This is a genomic window from Gallaecimonas mangrovi (genome assembly GCF_003367375.1).
GTDB lineage: Bacteria > Pseudomonadota > Gammaproteobacteria > Enterobacterales > Gallaecimonadaceae > Gallaecimonas > Gallaecimonas mangrovi.
The window spans coordinates 1,310,917-1,329,756 of sequence record NZ_CP031416.1 but is presented as its reverse complement, the minus strand read 5'-3'; the positions used below and the strand labels follow the sequence as shown (position 1 = coordinate 1,329,756).

10 protein-coding genes are annotated in these 18,840 nt (G+C 47.6%); 4 read left to right on the top strand and 6 right to left on the bottom strand.

The annotated features are described in order from the left end of the window. Nucleotides 1-33: 33 nt before the first annotated feature. On the bottom strand, nt 34-390 hold the full coding sequence (locus tag DW350_RS06235) for a hypothetical protein (RefSeq protein WP_115718046.1): 357 nt from the start codon (nt 388-390) through the stop codon (nt 34-36). A gap of 152 nt (nt 391-542) precedes the next feature. Here DW350_RS06235 and DW350_RS06230 point away from each other — a divergent pair, with 152 nt between their 5' ends. The 3 genes from DW350_RS06230 (at nt 543) to pheA (ending at nt 3,212) form a co-directional block, all read left to right on the top strand. Continuing rightward, the gene (locus DW350_RS06230; RefSeq protein WP_115718045.1) at nt 543-1,469 is read left to right on the top strand and encodes a tRNA-dihydrouridine synthase; all 927 of its coding nucleotides are present in this window, start codon (nt 543-545) and stop codon (nt 1,467-1,469) included. 67 nt (nt 1,470-1,536) lie between these two features. Next, nucleotides 1,537-1,869 carry a TraR/DksA family transcriptional regulator gene (locus tag DW350_RS06225; RefSeq protein ID WP_115718044.1) on the top strand — a complete coding sequence of 111 codons (333 nt, stop codon included), beginning with the start codon at nt 1,537-1,539 and terminating at the stop codon, nt 1,867-1,869. A 197-nt stretch (nt 1,870-2,066) separates the two neighbouring features. Beyond that, nucleotides 2,067-3,212: a prephenate dehydratase gene (gene pheA, locus DW350_RS06220; protein WP_115718043.1), complete on the top strand. Its 1,146-nt coding sequence runs from the start codon at nt 2,067-2,069 to the stop codon at nt 3,210-3,212. Between the two features lie 52 nt (nt 3,213-3,264). Here the strand turns inward: pheA and DW350_RS06215 are convergent, their stop codons facing one another. The 4 genes from DW350_RS06215 to DW350_RS06200 form a co-directional block, all read right to left on the bottom strand. Beyond that, nucleotides 3,265-5,868, bottom strand: coding sequence for a TonB-dependent receptor (locus DW350_RS06215; RefSeq protein ID WP_115718042.1), 2,604 nt, complete (start codon nt 5,866-5,868; stop codon nt 3,265-3,267). Nucleotides 5,869-6,224: 356 nt separating this feature from the next. Then, on the bottom strand, nt 6,225-8,816 hold the full coding sequence (locus DW350_RS06210) for a TonB-dependent receptor (RefSeq protein ID WP_192954832.1): 2,592 nt from the start codon (nt 8,814-8,816) through the stop codon (nt 6,225-6,227). A 363-nt stretch (nt 8,817-9,179) separates the two neighbouring features. Next, nucleotides 9,180-11,816 (bottom strand): TonB-dependent receptor, encoded by a 2,637-nt coding sequence (locus tag DW350_RS06205; RefSeq protein ID WP_115718040.1) that lies wholly within the window; start codon nt 11,814-11,816, stop codon nt 9,180-9,182. A gap of 465 nt (nt 11,817-12,281) precedes the next feature. Beyond that, nucleotides 12,282-14,912, bottom strand: a complete 2,631-nt coding sequence (locus tag DW350_RS06200; RefSeq protein ID WP_115718039.1) for a TonB-dependent receptor — start codon at nt 14,910-14,912, stop codon at nt 12,282-12,284. A gap of 197 nt (nt 14,913-15,109) precedes the next feature. Between DW350_RS06200 and DW350_RS19495 the strand changes: the two genes are divergently transcribed. After that, nucleotides 15,110-15,253 (top strand): hypothetical protein, encoded by a 144-nt coding sequence (locus tag DW350_RS19495; protein WP_192954831.1) that lies wholly within the window; start codon nt 15,110-15,112, stop codon nt 15,251-15,253. A 52-nt stretch (nt 15,254-15,305) separates the two neighbouring features. On the opposite strand, the gene DW350_RS06195 is transcribed toward DW350_RS19495, so the two are convergent. Continuing rightward, entirely contained in the window at nt 15,306-17,930 is a 2,625-nt protein-coding gene (locus DW350_RS06195) for a TonB-dependent receptor plug domain-containing protein (RefSeq protein WP_115718038.1), read from the bottom strand. Nucleotides 17,931-18,840: the final 910 nt, after the last annotated feature.

Here is an 18,840-nt window from a genome sequence, read left to right as displayed (position 1 = left end):
AACCTTAGGGCGGCCAAGGCCGCCCTTTTTGCGTTAGTGGGCTCCGCCACAGGTACCTTCTTTTTTGGCTTTATCCTTCTCGCCACAACTGGCTTCCTGCATTTTGGCTTTTTCCTTTTCCATCATCTGCGCCTTGTCGTCACTCATGTCTTTGGCTTTATCTGACATGTGCTCCATTTTGGCCTTCTCTTCGCCACAGCTGGCCTCTTTGGCTTTCTCTTTTGTCTCTTCTTTCGGTTTGCCGCCGCAGGCACCTTCCATGGCGCCTTGCAGTTGATAACCTTGCGGCATTTCGGTCATGGCAAAAGGTGATGCCTGCGCCCCGGCACTGGCCAGTGCCCCCACAGCCAGGGCCCCTAATGCGGCTGCAACAGTGTTACGTGTTTTCATGCTGAATATTCCTCATTAAATGGAAGTAAGGACATGGTCGGCGTAACCGCTGCCGGCAGGTCTCAGTAACGAGACCGGTTTGGGTAGATCCGTCTTTCAATAAAATGCAGATCCCGTAAACTTGCCACCCCAATTACACAAAGGTTGGCCTTATGCGGCTAATTTTGGCCCCGATGGAAGGGGTGGTTGATCATCTGATGCGGGATCTATTGACCGCCCAAGGCGGCTTTGACCTATGTGTCACAGAGTTCTTGCGGGTGGTTGATCAGCTCTATCCAGCGCGCAGCTTTTACAAAATTTGCCCAGAACTGGCCGATGGCGCCAAAACGCCAAGCGGGGTGCCGGTGCGCATTCAACTGTTGGGACAATCCCCACAGTGGCTAGCTGAAAATGCCCGAAGAGCGGTGGAATTGGGTTCACCGGGAGTCGACCTTAACTTTGGCTGCCCGGCGAAAACCGTTAATAAAAACAAAGGCGGCTCGGTGCTGTTAAAGGAACCGGAAACCCTTTATGCCATTGTTAGTGAAGTCAGAAAGGCCCTGCCCTCTTCATTGCCGGTGACCGCCAAAATTCGCCTGGGGTATGACGACAACAGTTTAATGCTCGATAACGCCAGAGCCATTGAAGCGGCAGGTGCCACCGAGCTGGCTGTGCATGCGCGCACCAAACGCGACGGCTATCGCCCGCCCGCTTACTGGGAGCAAATCGCCGCAATACGCCAACAAGTGCGCTTTAACGTGATTGCCAATGGCGAGATTTGGACGGCGGATGATGCCAGCCGTTGCCAACGGGTTAGCACCAGCCAGGATTTGATGCTCGGCCGCGGCGCCCTTGCCAACCCATCGTTGGCGGCCACCATCAAAGGCTTAACGGCAAAAGCGCCATGGGCCGACGTGCTGGCGCTGCTGAAACGGTATTCCGAGTATGAAATTGCCGGTGACAAGGGTCAGTATTACCCCAACCGCCTTAAACAGTGGTTACAGTTTTTGCGCTTGCAGTACCCTGAAGCAGAGCTGTTGTTTCAATCTGTCAGAACCCTAAAAACCAAGAATCAAATGCTTGAGAGCATCAACCCTTGATTCAGGTCAGCAAACGCCGACCTTAAGCGCTCTAGACTGACGCATTCATCACTCAGGAGGGCTTGTCATGGCGGACTTTGGCAATTTATTGTCACAAGAACAGCTGCAGTTGCTGGTACAAATCAGGGCTCGCCTTATCGAGCTCGGCGCACCGGGGACATTACTGGAATTGTTGAATAATCAGGGTACCGACGGCATTTCGTCTTTTTTGCCAAGCTATCCTGACCGGCAACTTTATGGCCTTTGCGACAGGCTCAGTAAAGTGGAAGCCGCATTGTGTCAATTAGAGCTAGGGCTGTACGGGATCTGCTCTGATTGCGAAAGTGAAATTGAAATGGAACGGCTGGTCAAAGATCCAGCCGAGCAGCGCTGCGCTAAATGTGCAGCAAAAAGTGTTTAAAAAACTTGCCATTCTAACAACACAAAGGCATGCTCTTCCCACTTGACAAATTTAATCTGACAAAATGACTTCATTCGCAGCTTTCTTTTTCTTTCGCTTCTTTGCTTCCTCATAGGGGGCAAGGCGCTGCGTAGATTTTTGTCGGCAACGTCTTAAGGCCTCCCAACCGGGAGGCCTTTTTCGTATTCGGAGGAGTAATGGACCTAAATCAGTTACGCCAGGACATCGAAGCCCTGGACCAACATTTGTTGGAAAGCCTGGCTAAACGCCGCCAAATTGCGCTGGCGGTGGCAAAATACAAGGCTGAACACCAAGGCGCGGTGCGCGATCCTGCCAGAGAAGCCAGTTTACTGTTAAAGCTGATGGAAAAAGGCCAAGCCTTGGGGTTAGACCCGGCTTACCTCACCCGCCTTTATCACATCATCATTGAAGACTCGGTGTTACTGCAACAAGCCTGGATGCAGCAAGGGGATGACAAAGGCATACTGACCCTAGCCCATCTTGGCCAGCCCGGTACCTATTCCCACCTTGCGGCGCAAGCCTATGCCAGCCGCCGCCAATGTGGTTTTCAGGGCCTGTCGTGCGAGAGTTTTAGTGACATCATTAAGGCAGTTGAAGATGGCCGGGCGCCACTTGGACTGTTGCCAATAGAAAACACCTCTTCTGGCTCTATCAACGACGTGTATGACTTATTGCGCCACACTCATCTGCACATTATTGGCGAGACGTACCTGAAAGTTGACCACCACTTGTTGGTAAAACCGGGGCTTAGCCTGGATAAACTTGAAAAAGTGTGTTCGCACCCGCAAGCACTGACGCAATGCTCGCAATACTTGGCGAAAACCCATTACCAGCAGGAAGCCTGCGCCTCGACCGCCCATGCCATGGCAAAAGTGGCCCAAAGCGATGAAGCCATTGCTGCTATTGGCCCCGAAAGTGGCGGCGCACTTTATGGATTGGTGGCAATAGACCGCCATCTGGCAAACCAGGAAGAAAACCATACCCGCTTTATCATTGTCAGCCGCGATGCCCAGACGGTACCGAGCCAACTGCCTGCAAAAACCAGCTTGATTATGGCCACCCATAATACTCCAGGCGCCTTGGTTAGCGCCCTGCAAGTACTTCAGCAGCATGGCTTTAATATCAGCAAGCTGGAGTCTCGCCCTATTCCCGGTAACCCTTGGGAAGAGCTTTTTTATATGGATGTGCAGGCCAATGACCAAAGCGAAGCATGGCAACAAGCCTATCAAGCGCTCTGCGCCATCACGCGGTTTGTAAAGGTACTGGGCTGTTATGCCGATGAAAGGGTGAAAGCGACTATCGCTCCCCTACCCCAGGCATAAAAAAAGGGCTGACCCATTGGCCAGCCCTTTTTCATACAGGTTCTTAGGACTATTAGAAGGATTGCTCATAACGTAACTGCAAAGTACGGCCGTAGACATCGTACAAGGAGTCACTAATGCCACGCCAGGTGTCATCGGAATAGACTTCCGGGTCGACATCAAACAAGTTGGCAATACCCAAAGTCACCTTACCGTTCCAGCTAGTGTTATAAGATGCAGTCAGGTTGGTGTTTACGTAGGGGTCTTGGGTGTTGTAATAACCATCGTACAAGGTGTCAGTTTGTTTACCGATGTAGTAGAAGGTTAACCCGGCAGCATAATCGCCTTGGCTCCACTGCACACCCAAACTGCTTTTAAGGTCTGGATAGCCCACTTCACCCGCGTACTCAACCCCGGAGCTGCTGGCATCAGCGGCTTTTTTCCAGCTGTTAATCCAACTTGCTTCCCAGTCGATTTTAAAATCCCCGACGGAAGTCGGCAGCAAGTAATGCACGGACATATCGATACCGTCTAACTTGAACTCAGAAAGGTTCACGTAAGAGGTGGTAATAGACTCGATTTTACCATCATCGCCACGAACTACGCGGTCTGAGCCACCACTGGCATATTCTTCAGCCAAGATCTCATCGATATCCAAAGAGTCTATTTTATTTTTGTAATCGATGTTCCAGTAGGTGGTTTCCCAAGACAAGTCGTCGGTAATGTTCCAAACAAAACCGGCGGTATATTGGTTGGATTTTTCCGGCTGCAAGTCTTGATTACTGGCGTAATAAGTTTTGAATTGGTAAGACGAAGTACAGTAATCAGCGTCATCATGGCTGGCACAATAGGTTGTGTCATAACCAGAGTCGAAACTGATTGAGCTTGAGGCATACAGCTCACTCATACTCGGTGCTCGGAAGGCTTTACCCCAGTTAACACGCAGCAGCAGATTGTCGGTGGCATGCCACATCACACCGATTTTGGGGCTAGTACCATCAAAACCTGATGAGGTTTGTTCATCGTTGACCAAACCGCTGAGGCTGTAGTCGTCATAGCGGATCGCCGCATCAATCTCTACGCGGTAGGGTAAGTCCACTACAATTTCGGTGAAATACGACTGGCGATCGCGTTTGGCGTCAATATCATCACCGCCAGAGCCGCCAGAAATTTCAACCAGTGCCGATTCCGGATCAGACTTTTGCCAGAACGTCAGGTGCTCATACTCAGCGCCAAACATACCGCTAACATTCACCGAATCATTGCTGTACAGATTGCTGCTTAAAGAGCCATCGAAAATGTCGCGCTTTTGGTCTGCTTCCCAAATGCCGGTATGAGCTGCTTCGTCATAGACTTCATTTACACTGTCCAACCAGTCGTCGTAAGACAACCCTTGGGTATTGAAAAGATCCAAGGTGCCATCGTCAATTGCATCTTGGATGACACTGTCTTTGATCAAGTTATAGTTGTGCGTCAGCTCAGATTGGTCGTTGTGCTGGTAACCCACTTCCCAATCGATACCATTGCCATAATCCAGGGTCCCTTCTAAAGAGCCCACGTATTGGAAGTTGTCCGCACTGTATTTGGAATCCCGTACACCCAGAGTTGAGGTACGCAAATAGATAGTTAAGTCTTCACCATAGGGATTATTAACGTTATCGGCGTCCATAGTGATGGTGTTAGTGGATACCGGCGTTGGTGCGTAACGGCTCCAAGAAGTTGTTTTACCAGCAAAAACCTGGCCTTTAAACGTAATATCATCCGTTAGGTAATAGGTAGCATTGGTCAGCACGCTATCACGGGTAACTTGTGGATAAAGCCAGGTAACATTGGAATAGGCGTAGGCACAGCGGCTGCCGGTATCAATGGTATTAGCGACTTCCCCGCAAAGTTCAGAACTGTAATAAGAGTTACCGTCGGTGTCATAGGCATTAGCAACAGGGCTGTAGCTAGACAGGCCGTTGTTATAACCAGTAACGGCGGTATCGGTGGTTTCGTTTTGATCGCTATGCTGCGCCACAAAAACCACGCTGCCTTTCTCGCCCGTGGCGCCCGCTGACAGTTCATACTTTTTCAGTAAACCGCCTTCGGTTTTAGGAGAGCTCACCGTATAGGCAACATTCACACCAGACAGGTTTTTCTTGGTGATAATGTTAACAACACCAGCAACCGCATCCGAACCATAAATCGCAGAGGCGCCATCGCGTAGAATTTCAATGCGATCAACAATTGCCAAGGGAATAGCTGAAACATCTTGCTCGGTACCACCACTGCCCCCAGTACTAGGAAGGCGACGGCCATCAAGCAGTACCAGCGTTGCCCCCAAACCACGTAAGTCAACGTTATTGGTTGCTGAGTAGCCAGAGCCATACCCCGACTTCCCTTTCCAACTACCAAAGCTATTGGCTGAAACGTTATTTAACACATCCCCCACAGATGTCTGACCGGACATCTGAATATCAGCCGCCGAAATAATTGTGACCGGAGAAGTTGTTTCCATATCAACCCGCTTAATACGCGAGCCAGTCACTTCAATGCGCTCTGTGCTTTTGGTATCGGTTGTGGAGGTTGTTTCATCTGTATCATCCGCGGCCCAAGCCGACGACACAGCAGTAATGCTGCTTCCAGCAATCAGCGCTAAATAAATAGCCTGCGTAATTTTATTCTTACCGGTCATGATATCTCCCTAAAGTTATATTGGTTGATTTTTGGTTATCAACTCGCAATAGAGATTAATCAAAATTAACTAAATTGAAACAAAGACAAAAAAAGGAAATGAGAAGATAAAAAAGAAAGGGGAAATCATCAAAAAATATAAATGCCTTTTTTATCAACGATAAAACAACAAAAAAAAACCAAATGATGATAAAAAATGACAATAGACTTTATTTTTGCATTTTTTTTATTAATTTTAAATAATTAAACGTACAAAAACGCGTCTTTGGTCACATCCGATTTTCCATAAAAAAAGGCCGACAAATGTCGGCCTCAAAAATGATGCAGTGCATCATACTCTCTAGTCCAGGGAGGACATTAGAAAGACTGTGAGTAGCTAAATTGCAAAGTACGGCCACGAGCGTCATACAGGTCGTAGTCGAAACCACGCCAGTAATCACTGGTGTAATACTTCGGCGATTGGTCAAAGAGGTTGGCAATACCGACACTCACTTTGCCATTCCAACTTGTGTTGTAGGACGCAGTAACGTTGGTATTTACGTAAGCATCAATGTCGTTGTAATAACCGTCATACAAGGTGTCGGTTTGCTTGCCAATGTAGTTGAAGGTGGCAGCTGCTGAGTAGTCGCCTTGGCTCCACTTAACAGACAAGTTACCTTTCAGTTGCGGATAGTTAGTTTCGCCTGCGTAGTCATAGGCGTCATCCCCGGCATCTGCCGCTTCTTTCCAATGCAGCATATAGCTGGCATCCATATCGATTTTGAAGTCACCGATAGAAGTGGGGATTAAGTAGTTAACAGACGAGTCGATACCGCTAACTTTTACAGTCGCCATGTTGACGTAGGAAGTGGTAATAGACTCAATTTTACCGTCGTCGCTACGATCTACGCGGCTAGAGCTACCGTTGGTGTACTCTTCAGCCAGAATGGTGTCAACATCCAGAGACTCGATTTTGTTTTTGTAATCGAAGTTCCAGTAGGTACCTTCCCAAGAAAGGTTATTGGTGATGTTCCAAACAAAACCCGCGGTATAGGATTTCGCAGTTTCAGGTTGAAGATCCTGGTTACTGGCGTAATAGGTTTTGAATTGCTCATCTTCAGTACAGTAGTCAGCGTCGTCGTGACTGGCGCAGTAAGTTTGGTCCAGACCATAGTCAAACGAGATAGAGCTGGAAGCAAACAACTGGTTCATGCTGGGCGCACGGAAGGCTTTACCCCAGCTAGCACGCAGCAACAGATTGTCAGTAGGACGCCACATCACACCAATTTTGGGGCTACTACCATCAAAAGAGGCATTGGTGTATTCGCCACCAACATCACCACTGAGGTCGTATTTGTCGTAACGATAGGCTGCATCAATCTCAATTTTGTAAGGCAGGTCGATAACAAATTCTGAGAAATAAGACTGACGGTTACGATCTGCATCAACATCGTCACCACCTGAACCACCGGAGATCTCTACGTTGGCAGATTCAGGGTCAGATTTCTTCCAGAAATCCAGATGCTCATACTCAGCACCAATGTAACCGTTAACAACAGTGTCACCATCAGAGTAAAGCTCTGAGCTCAAGGAACCGTTGAAGGTATCGGTAGACTGATCAAGCTCATAAATACCGGTATGGTATGCCTCATCCAATACGGACTCATACTCACTCATCCAGTCATCAGTAGACATCCCGGAAGTGTTGAACACGTCAAAAGTGCCGTCATCAATAGCATCTTGGATAACGCTATCTTTGATCAGGTTGTAGTCGTGCTCTACTTCACTTTCAGTACTGTGCTGATAGCCGAAGTTCCAGTCGATACCATTCCAAACGTTCAGAGTACCTTCCAGCGAACCTACGTATTGCAGGTTATTGGCTTCATATTTACTGTCGCGGTTTTTCAACGCACGCAGATAAATCGTCATATCTTCGTCAAGCGGATTGTTCTCGTTGTCTGCATCCATGGTCAGGGTATTAGTGGATACAGGAGTCGCTGCGTAGCGAGCCCAAGAAGTGGTTTTACCTGCAAAGACCTGCCCTTTAAAGGTGATGTCATCGGTCAGGTAATAAGTGGCATTGGTTAAGATACTGTCTTTGGTGTACTGCGGGTATAACCAAGTAGTGTTGGAATAGGCGTAACCACACTTAGAGCCGGTATCGATGGTGTTAGCAACTTGGCCACACATATCGCTGTTGTAATAGCTATCGCTACCGTCAGTGCTGGTACCATAAGCAACGGGGCTGTAGGTGGAGATACCGTTGTTGGTGCCGGATACATCAGCGTCAGTCACTTCATTAGTGTCTTTGTGCTGAGCCACCATAACGATGCTGCCCTTCTCGTTGGAAGTACCAGCCGTCAGTTGGTATTTCTTCTCAAGACCGCCGTTCACTTTCGGTGAAGATACAGAGTAAGAAAGGTTCACACCGTCGTAATGTTTCTTGGTAATGATGTTAACTACACCAGCGATGGCATCAGAACCGTAAATAGCAGAAGCACCATCACGCAGGATCTCAATGCGATCCACCACCGCCAGCGGGATCATTGAAATATCTTGATCCTGCCCACCGCTGTTACCGGTACCGGGCAGGCGACGACCATCCAGCAACACCAGGGTGGCACCTAAGCCACGCAGGTCAACGGTTGTTTGTGATGAACCACCACCACTAGAACCGGAAACACCCACACCGTTACCGAAACTGTTAGCAGAGACGCTTTGCAGCACATCAGCAACAGAAGTTTTACCTGACATTTTAATATCAGCAGCATTAATAACAGTAACAGGTGAAACTGTTTCCATATCAACACGCTTAATACGAGAACCTGTAACTTCGATTTTTTCTACTTTTTGATCAGAATCTGTACTGGTGCTGTCATCAGCAGCAAAAGCTGGCGCGGAAACCATAATGGCAGCGCTGCTAAATAAAGCCCATTTTACGGCTTTGTTAATGGCAGTTTGAGACGTCATGACTTTCTCCAAATAATACATCTAATTGGTTGGCTTTTAGTTACCAACTCGGAGGTCATGTTTAATCAAATTTAACCGTCAATAAACAGAGGCAGGGAAATCAAACCACTTAACAGATGAAAATTAACTTTAAAAAGAGGAATCATGTAAGCAACTGTAAAAAAAGTAAATAAACAAATAAATAACATTAAAGCAGTTCAATTAATAACCTTAAAAATCACTTTTTTGCATAGTTTTTAAAAAATCTATTTAATATACATGGGTGAAACTTGTTGCCCTCTTCACACTTCAGCTCGAACAAGCGAACAAAAAGCCGACAATATGCCGGCTTTTTATACACTTGGTTTTAACTTCTGAAAGAATTTAGAACGACTGAGAATAACTTAGCTGCAAGGTGCGCCCATTGACGTCATAGAGGTCATAGTCATACCCACGCCAAGTATCACTTTCATCGTACTTGGGCTGCACATCAAATACGTTAGCAACACCCAATGAGACCTTGGCATTCCAGCTGGTATTGTAAGTTGCCGTCAGATTGGTATTAACGTAAGGATTGAGGGTGTTGTAGTAATCATAGAGATGGTCAACTTGGCGGCCAATGTAGTTGAAGGTCAGTGCCGCACCATAATCCCCAAGGCTCCACTGAGTACTTAAGTTGGCTTTCAGATCGGGGTAAAAAGTCTCGCCTGCGTATTCCACTGCATCATCGCCAGAATCAGCCGCTTCTTTCAGACTGTTTACCCAAGTGCCTTCAAATTTAAATTTGAAATCACCAATCTGGGTCGGCAATAGGTAATCAATTCCGGCATCGACACCGTCGGTGGTGTACTCGTTCAAGTTGACATAGGAGGTATAAATAGCGGCGATAGTACCGTCGTCATTCCGTTCTACCCGACTTGAACTACCGTTGGCGTATTCTTCAGCCAGAATAGTGTCAACATCCAGATCGTCGATTTTGTCCTTGTAATCGTAGTTCCAGTAAGTGGCTTGAGCTGACAAGTTGTCAGTGAGATTCCAAACAAAACCGACAGTATAGGAAGTGGCCTTCTCCGGTTTCAGGTTCTGGTTACTTTCGTAATAGGTCTGGAACTGGTAATCCGCGGTGCAGTAATCCGCATCGGTGTGAGAAGAACAATAGGTATAGTCATATCCTTCATCCCAAGACACCGAACTGGAGGCAAACATTTGTTTCATGCTCGGGGCACGGAAAGCCTTACCCCAGTCTGCGCGTAATAGCAGGTTGTCGGTGACATGCCACATAATACCAATTTTGGGGCTGGTGCCGTGGAAACTGCTCGAGACATCGCCGGTGTCTTCCACATCCCCATTCACGTTGTAACCGTCATAGCGAAGAGCACCGTCAATCTCTACCCGATGCGGCAAGTCAAAAACCACTTCGGTGTAATAAGACTGACGATCACGCTTGGCATCAACATCGTCGCCGCCGGCGCCACCTGAAATTTCCATGTTGGCCGATTCAGGGTCAGACTGCTGCCAGAAATTCAGATGCTCGTACTCAGCGCCCACTACCGCGTTAATGTCATAGCCACCGCCGCTGTATAGTTCAGTGCTACCCGTTGCAGTAAAGGTGTCGTAAGTCTGGTCGGCTTCCCAAATTCCGGTATGGTATGCCTCGTCCAGCACTGACTCTTCTTCTGCCGACCAGTCGTCATACGACATGCCTGAGGAGTTCAATATGTCAAAACTGCCATCATCAATGGCGTCTTGAATCACGCTGTCGTTAATCAGGTTGTAATCGTGCTCAACCTCGTTCTCAGTACTGTGCTGGTAACTGGTAGTCCAGTCGATGCCATTACCGACATCCAATGACCCTTCCAGGCTGCCCAGATAGGACATGTTATTACCAACGTATTTGCTGTCCCTGGCCTTAATACCACGAAGATAAACGGTAATGTCTTCACCGTAAGGGTTATTTTCGTTATCAGAATCAACGGTCAAGCCATTTTGGCTTACCGGAGTAGGTGCATAACGGCTCCAAGACAGGCTTTTACCGGCAAAGACCTGGCCCTTAAAAGTCAAATCGTCGGTTAAGTCGTAAGTTGCATTGGTTAGCACGCTATCTTTGGTGTACTGCGGATATAACCAAGTCGTATTGGAATACGCATATTTACAGGCACTACCGGTATCAACTGTATTCGCGGCATCGTCACACAGTGAACTGTCATAGTAATTGGTACCACTATCATCGCCATAAGCGTTGGGCACGGAACTATAAGACGACAACCCGTTGTTGGTACCTGACACCGCGGCGTCGGTAGTTTCGTTTTGGTCAGTATGTTGGGCAACAAAAACGATGCTGCCTTTGTCATTAGTGACACCAGCCGACAAGGTGTATTTTTTCTGTAGGCCACCACTGGTCTTAGGTGAAGACAGTGAGTAGGAAAAATTCACGCCGCTGATGTTCTTTTTGGTGATGATATTAATTACACCCGCCACCGCATCGGAGCCATAAATAGCAGAGGCTCCATCACGCAGGATCTCGATACGCTGAACGATCGCCATTGGGATCATAGAGATATCTTGCTGGGTACCGCCCGTACCACCGGTACTTGGGAGACGATGACCATCAAGTAAAACCAAAGTGGCACCCAGGCCCCGTAGGTCAACCGTGGTGGTGGCCGCTCCGCCCTCACTATAGCCCGAGGATGCCTTGGCGTTACCGTAGGTATTAGCCGTCACGTTGTTTAGGGCGTCTTCAACAGTGGTGACACCAGACATCTTCATGTCTTCGGCCGTGATCACAGTAACCGGGGAAACGGTTTGTAAATCAACCCGTTTGATACGCGACCCTGTTACTTCGATTTTTTCTACTTTGTCAGCTGTCTTTTTTGTTTCGCTAGTGGTGTCTTTACTCTGGTCACTGTCCGCCGCTGTAACAGCAACATCGTTGTCAGCAGCAAAGGCTGGCACAGCGTGCACCATTGCGGTTCCCAAAATGGCTAATGATATTGCTGATGCGAGTTTCGATTTATACGTCATGACAATCTCCCTTTTATTAGCCGTGGCACAACATAAATGCTGCACACTGGCTTGTTTTATTACTTTTTATTAAAAGCAGATTGATAGTTATTGATGGCTACATTAGTCGTCAATTGACGAAACCGGTTACGAAATGGGCAGAAAAAAGACGCTTAATTAATAGAGTTTAAAAAATTAACATTTAAACTCACAGGAAAAACCCACACCGGGCTATCAGGTTAAATTTAAAACACAAAATTAACGTTAGAATATTGAAAAAAAGCTTTTTCATGCTTTTTTTTTATTCAATGCAAAAAGCGTGAATGTGAAAAACATCGATATTGAGATCACGATTTTGTTGCACCAAATAGCACTGTAATAATGTGAATGATGCTGAGATGTAAGGTGAGTATGTTTTAAATAAGCCGTACAAGGATATGGCATAAAAAAAGCGGCCCTAAGGCCGCTTTAGCTTCAACTAAACGCTTAGAGGCGCCAGCTGAACTTGGTGTAGAAGTAACGGCCAAGTACGTCATATTCACTTGGAACAGTGTTGGCGTCTTGGTAGTCAGGCATGTACGGCGGGGTGCGGTCGAACATGTTGTCAACACCAACCGTTACGGTGGTGTTTTCGCCAAAGTGGTAAGAGCCAGACAAATCGTTGTAGGTCATAGAACCGACTTTGTAGCTAGGCTCATCCAGGTCATGCATGTTGCCGATGAAGCGAACGCTCCATTTAGCATCCCAGTTGTCACCGGAAACAGACAGGCTGGCGTTGTTTTTCCACTTCGCGTAGGCGCCTTCATCACCGCTGATGGTGTTCAGCAGGTTGGTGCCATCTTGTTCGTATTTGCCCATGTAAGAGCTATCGAAGTTGGCAACCCAGCCCAAAGAGAAGGCGTTGAAAGCGTATTTAATGTTGGTGTCAACACCGTTGATGTTCTCGGTACCGATGTTGGTAAGAGGACGATCAACATAGCTGAACTCACCAGAGGTGCTGCTACGGGTGTAGTTCAAGGTGCTACAGGCGGTAGAGTTACCGTCATAGCAGCTGTCTAGCAAGCTTTGCTCGTCAGCTTCACCAATGGCGTTAGAGATATCGATTTTGTAGTAATCGACAGTGGCAGAGAAGCCTTCCAGGAAGCTTGGGCTCCACACCAAACCCAAGGTGGTAGTGTTAGCAGTTTCAGGCTTCAGATCCGGATCGGAAGTATCGGTTACTTCAATCTGGGTGTCAGTATCGGTGTAGTTAGTGTTACCAATCTCGGAGTCACACTTCTGATACAGAGTAGAAGAGCTAGAAGCACTGCCATAACCGCTACATGGGTCAGTCAGGTAGGCGTAGTCGCTGGTGTTACCCCCGTACAACTCGGAGATGCTAGGCGCACGGAAGGCGGTAGAACGCACACCACGCAGCATCAAGTCGTCGTTAACACGCCAAGTCAGACCGATTTTCCAAGTGTTATCGCTACCGAAGTTAGAGTAGTTGAACTCACGATAAGCGGTTTCCAAAGACAAATTCTTCACGAGGAATTTGTCAGCCAGGATTGGGATCTCGAATTCCACATAACCTTGGGTAGTGTTGTAGCTACCCGCAGTGGCGTAAACAGTACCGTCAGAGCTATCACCATCCGACTCAACAGAATCAGGGGTATACCAGCCAGATTCACGGCGATATTCCAAGCCCGCAGCAAAGCTAAACATACCGGCAGGCAGTTCGAACAAGTCACCGGAGATGTTACCGGTTACATCGTTCATGGTGTCGCCACCGGTGTCTTGGTTGGTATAAGCGGCGTACGAAAGACCTTCAGCTACACCGTCTGAATCAAACCAGTTAACACAAGGGATAGAATCGTCGTCACATACCGATGAGGTGTATGTGTCTGCCATCTTCGACAGGTTAACCAGGTTGCTGGTGGTAGATACCGCATCGTTACGGCCGTAGACGTAAGACACGTCCCAGTCCAAACCGTTATGAATATCTAAGGTACCCTGAGCACCGATAACGTAGCGGCTGGTGTTAACGACCTGAGAATAGTCACGAGGACCCAGATCGGTTGCACGCAGTTTGTAGTCAACGTCGGTATCCCACTCATTACCGGTAGCATCGGCAGGAATGGTGACTTCCAAAGGAGACGGTGCCAGCTGCTCGGTAGAAGTACGGCGAGTCCACAGCATTTCCGAGAACAGTGACGTGTTATCAGTCAGCTGATAAGAGCCGTTACCGAATACAGAGAACACTTTCTCAGGAGTAGAAAGGTACTGATAAGGCACGTAATCGTAGGTAGAGGTCTGTGGCTCCCAGTTACCGCTGGAGTCTTGCTGGGTGTAACCCACGCCAGAGTCATAAGCTACAGAAGGCGAACCGGTGTAAGAAGAACCGCTACAAGCACCGGCATCACTTCCGTCACGGGCACAAGAAGACCAGCCGCGATTGCTTTGCATCGCTGCGGAACGGTCTTGATAGCTGGCACCAATAACAACGTTCGCTTTATCAGTATCAGCACCCATTAACAGGCTAATGGTGCCGTCGTTAGCATCACCGCGGCCACTGCCGCCGTAAGAACCGTTAACTTGAATACCTTGGAAGTGCTTTTTGGTGATGATGTTGATTACGCCGGCGATGGCGTCTGAGCCATAAACAGCGGAGGCACCATCTTTTAGCACTTCAATGTGGTCAACCATCGCCAATGGGATGGAGTTCATATCCACAGAGGAGTCGGCACCGGTACCGGAGTTAATCATCCGGCGGCCGTTCACCAGGATAAGCGTACGGTTAGCACCCAAACCCCGCATGTTAACGGTTGCAGTACCGTAAGAGCCGTTGTTGGTAGAAGCGCCTAGGCTGCTACCAGAGCTAAAAGTAGAATCGTTGATGAAATCAGCAACGTTGTTATAGCCACTCTTTTTGATATCAGCAGCAGTAATAATGCTAACTGGGCTCGCGGTTTCCATATCAGTACGTTTGATACGAGAACCGGTCACGGTGATTTTTTCAACATTGCTGTCACTGCTGCTGCTGTCATCAGCAGCAAAAGCAGGGACGGACACAGCTATTGCAGCACTGCCTAATAAAGCCCATTTCATGGCTTTGTTTATTGCAGTTTGAGACGTCATGACTTTCTCCCATTTTATATCTCACCTCGAATAAAGCCCGAAGTAAGACTGTTTTATTGCTTATTTATGAAAAGCGGGTTGATAGTCATGGAAGGCCTTTAAGCCGTCAATGTGCACACTAATCACTAGAACCAGCTGACTAAGGAGTGCCAGGTTAATGAAAAATAAAAAAGCAACATAGAAAAAAGGAGGAAAAAGTGGGAATCAAGGTAAGGGGTGTTAATCAAAAACGAGCTTTTAACCAGAACGACAACGATGAAAACAATAATTTTCCTTTATTTGTACCAAAAGCAAAAATAAAGGATGTAGAAAAAGAGTGGAACCTTGATCACCTTTTATGAGTAGCGACATAAAAAGGCGGCCCTTAGGCCGCCTTTTATTTTATCGAGGCAATTACATGCGCCAGCTAAATTTAGCGTAGAAGTAACGGCCAATCAGGTCGTAAGCACTAACAACGGTGTTAGCGTCGTCGTAGCTTGGTACATAGTTAGGATCGCGGTCGAACATGTTGTTCACGCCCAAGGTTACGGTAGTGTTGTCACCGAAGTGGTAGCTACCGGCCAGGTCGTTGTAAACCATGGAACCTACTTTGTAATCTGAGTAGTTCAGGTCTTGCATGTCACCGATGTAACGAACGGTCCACTTAGCGTCCCAAGCGTCACCGCTAACAGCCAAGCTTGCGTTATTTTTCCAGCGAGCATAGGCACCTTCGTCACCACTGATGGTGTTCAGCAGGTCAACACCGTCTTGCTCGAATTTGCCCAGGTAAGAGCTGTCGAGGTTAGCAACAAAGCCTAAGTTAAAGGCGTTGAAAGCATAACGGACGTTGGTATCTACACCGTTGATGTTCTCGGTACCGATGTTGGTAAGAGGACGCTCAACGTAGTCGAAGTCGCCTGAAGCGTCGCTACGGGTGTAGTTAAGGGTGCTACAAGCACTGGAGTTGTCATTTTCATAACAGCTATCCAGCAGGCTTTGCTCGTCGGTTTCACCAATGGCATTGGTGATGTCGATTTTATAGTAATCAACAGTGGCCGAGAAACCGCTCAGGAAGCTTGGGCTCCACACCAGACCCAAAGTGGTGGTGTCAGCTTGCTCAGGCTTGAGGTTCGGATCGGAAGTATCGGTAACTTCAATCTGGCTATCGGTGTAGCTGTAATTGGTGTTACCAATTTCAGAGTCACACTTCTGGTACAGAGTAGAAGAAGTAGAAGCGCTACCGTAACCGTCACAAGGATCGGACAGGTAAGCAAAGTCACCAACAGCGCCGCCGTACAACTCAGACACACTTGGAGCACGGAACGCAGTAGAACGCACACCGCGCAGCATGATGTCGTCGTTGATGCGCCAGGTCACACCCAACTTCCAAGTGTTGTCACTACCGAAGTTGGAGTAATCGAAGTAACGGATAGCAGCTTCAACTGACAAGTCTTTAACCATGAAGATGTCAGACAGCACAGGAATTGCAAATTCAGCGTAAGCCTGTTTGGTGTCGTAGCTACCAGAAGTCGGGTCTTGTTGCGACTGAGCACTGTCACCTTCAACGGTGATGGCATCAGGTTCAAACCAACCAGATTCACGGCGGTATTCCACACCAGCGGCGAAGCTAAACATACCGGCAGGCAGTTCAAACAGGTCGCCAGAGATGTTACCTGAAACGTCATCCATGGTGTTACCACCGGTGGATTGGTCAGTGTAATCAACGTAGTCCAGAACGTCTTGGCTCAGTTCGCCTTCGCCAGCAAACCAGTCAGCACAAGGAATGGATTCGTTATCACAAACAGATGAGTCAACGGTATCGAGGATCTTGGCGGTATTCTGCAGGTTAGTGGTTTTGGAGATGGCATCGTTACGGCCATAGACGTAAGACACGTCCCAATCCAGACCGTTATGGATGTCTAAAGTGCCTTGGGCACCAATCACATAACGGTTAGTGTCAACAACCTGAGAATAACCACGAGGGCCAGCATCGGTCATACGGCGCTTATAACCTACGTCTTCGCCCCAAATGTTACCCGAGGCATCTGCAGGGATGGTCATAGAGAACGGAGATGGTGCCAACTGCTGGCTGGAAGTCCGCTTGTTCCACATAAACTCGGTGAACAGCTGCACGTTATCGGTCAGCTGATAAGAAGCATTACCGAAGGTGGAGAAACGCTTTTGCGGAGTGTAGAGATACTGATAAGGAACGTAGTTGAAGGTATCGGTTTGAGCAACCCAGTTACCGTCAGCATCTTGTTGCATGTAACCGTCACCGGCGGCAACAGAAGGGTTACCAGTGTAGGAAGAACCGAAACAAGCACCTTCTTCAGAACCGTCACGAGGACAGGCAGAATAACCACGGCTGCTTTGCATCGCTTTTGAACGGTCAACATAGCTAACACCCAAAACCAAGTTAGCTTTGTCGGTGTTACCGCCGATCAGCATGTTGATTTCGCCGTTGTTAGCGTCACCACGGCCAGTACCGCCGTAGCTACCGTCAACTTCGATACCTTCAAAATCTTTCTTGGTGATGATGTTAACCACACCAGCAACCGCATCAGAACCGTAAACGGCAGAAGCGCCGTCTTTCAGTACTTCGATACGCTTGATCATGGCAACCGGAATGGCGTTCAAATCCACAGAGGAGTCAGCACCGGTACCGGAGTTGATCATACGGCGACCGTTAACCAGCACCAAAGTACGCGCTGCACCCAAGCCGCGCAGGTTAACAGTGGCAGTACCGCCACTACCGTTGTTGGAAGAAGCACCGAGGTTAGAACCGGAACTAAAAGTAGAGTTATCAAGGAATTCAGCAACAGAGGTGTAACCGCTTTTCTTAATATCGTCAGCAGAAATCACACTTACTGGGCTAGCGGTTTCCATATCAGTACGTTTGATACGGGAACCGGTAACTTCGATTTTTTCAACACTGCTATCACTGCTGTCAGCAGCAAACACAGGGGCCGATACAGCTATTGCAGCACTGCCTAATAAAGCCCACTTCAAGGCTTTGCTAATTGCAGTTTGAGACGTCATGACTTTCTCCCTTATTTTGCCTTAAAAAGCCCACAAAGAAGCTCTTTTGGCATGTTGTTTTTTTGCTTATTTTCGAAGCGAGTTGATAGTCAGGGATGCCATACGTGCCGTCAATTAGTTCCCACCTTTAAAAAAAACATAAATTGGGGAAATTAGTGATAATGAAAGGTAAAAATGCAACATCAAAAACCACTGAAAAGACCTGTCATGTTTTATATAAGTTACTAAAAATAGACATTTAACACTTATAAAACACATCAGTGCTATATTTTTCCTTATTTTTTACTTATTGCAAAAAATAAGGATGTATGGAAATACTTAGGCCTTGATCACCTTTAAAGCGAAAAAAATAGGAAAATAAAAAATCCAAAAATAAGGAGGGCTGAAATCCAATAGCGATCAAAATCGTCAATACGACTACTAATAGAACAAAGATATGAAGACAAAACGGCGTAAAGCTCCGGCAACAGGTAAACCGGCAGGCGATAAAGAGACAGCAGGTGAACAACCACTTATGGAAGGACATCAGGACAAAGGCGAGGCATCGAGAACCGCTGCAGACCTACTTTACTAAAGCAAAACCAGGCAGCTTTGCTTTAGAGCGCCTTTATATTCGTTAAAGATTCAGTGTCTGATACCACACTGTTACTATCGAAAGGTATTGCCGTGGTGTCAGGTAGCGCCTTATCACTGCTTTATTCGCGTCACTAAGTCCACAATGTATTCCAAGCCAGAAAGAAGGGATTTTCCCAAACGTCGACTTCCGTCAATAAGGCAATTTCTTAAGACTGCCCCCCCTTTCAGGCTTATCGGTTCCAAAATGCTCTAGTTGCCGGTAGCCGAGCCGCTAAATACGCCTAGTCATGTTTTGCATTCAGTCTCACCACCCGGCACCTATTCATACTGCGCA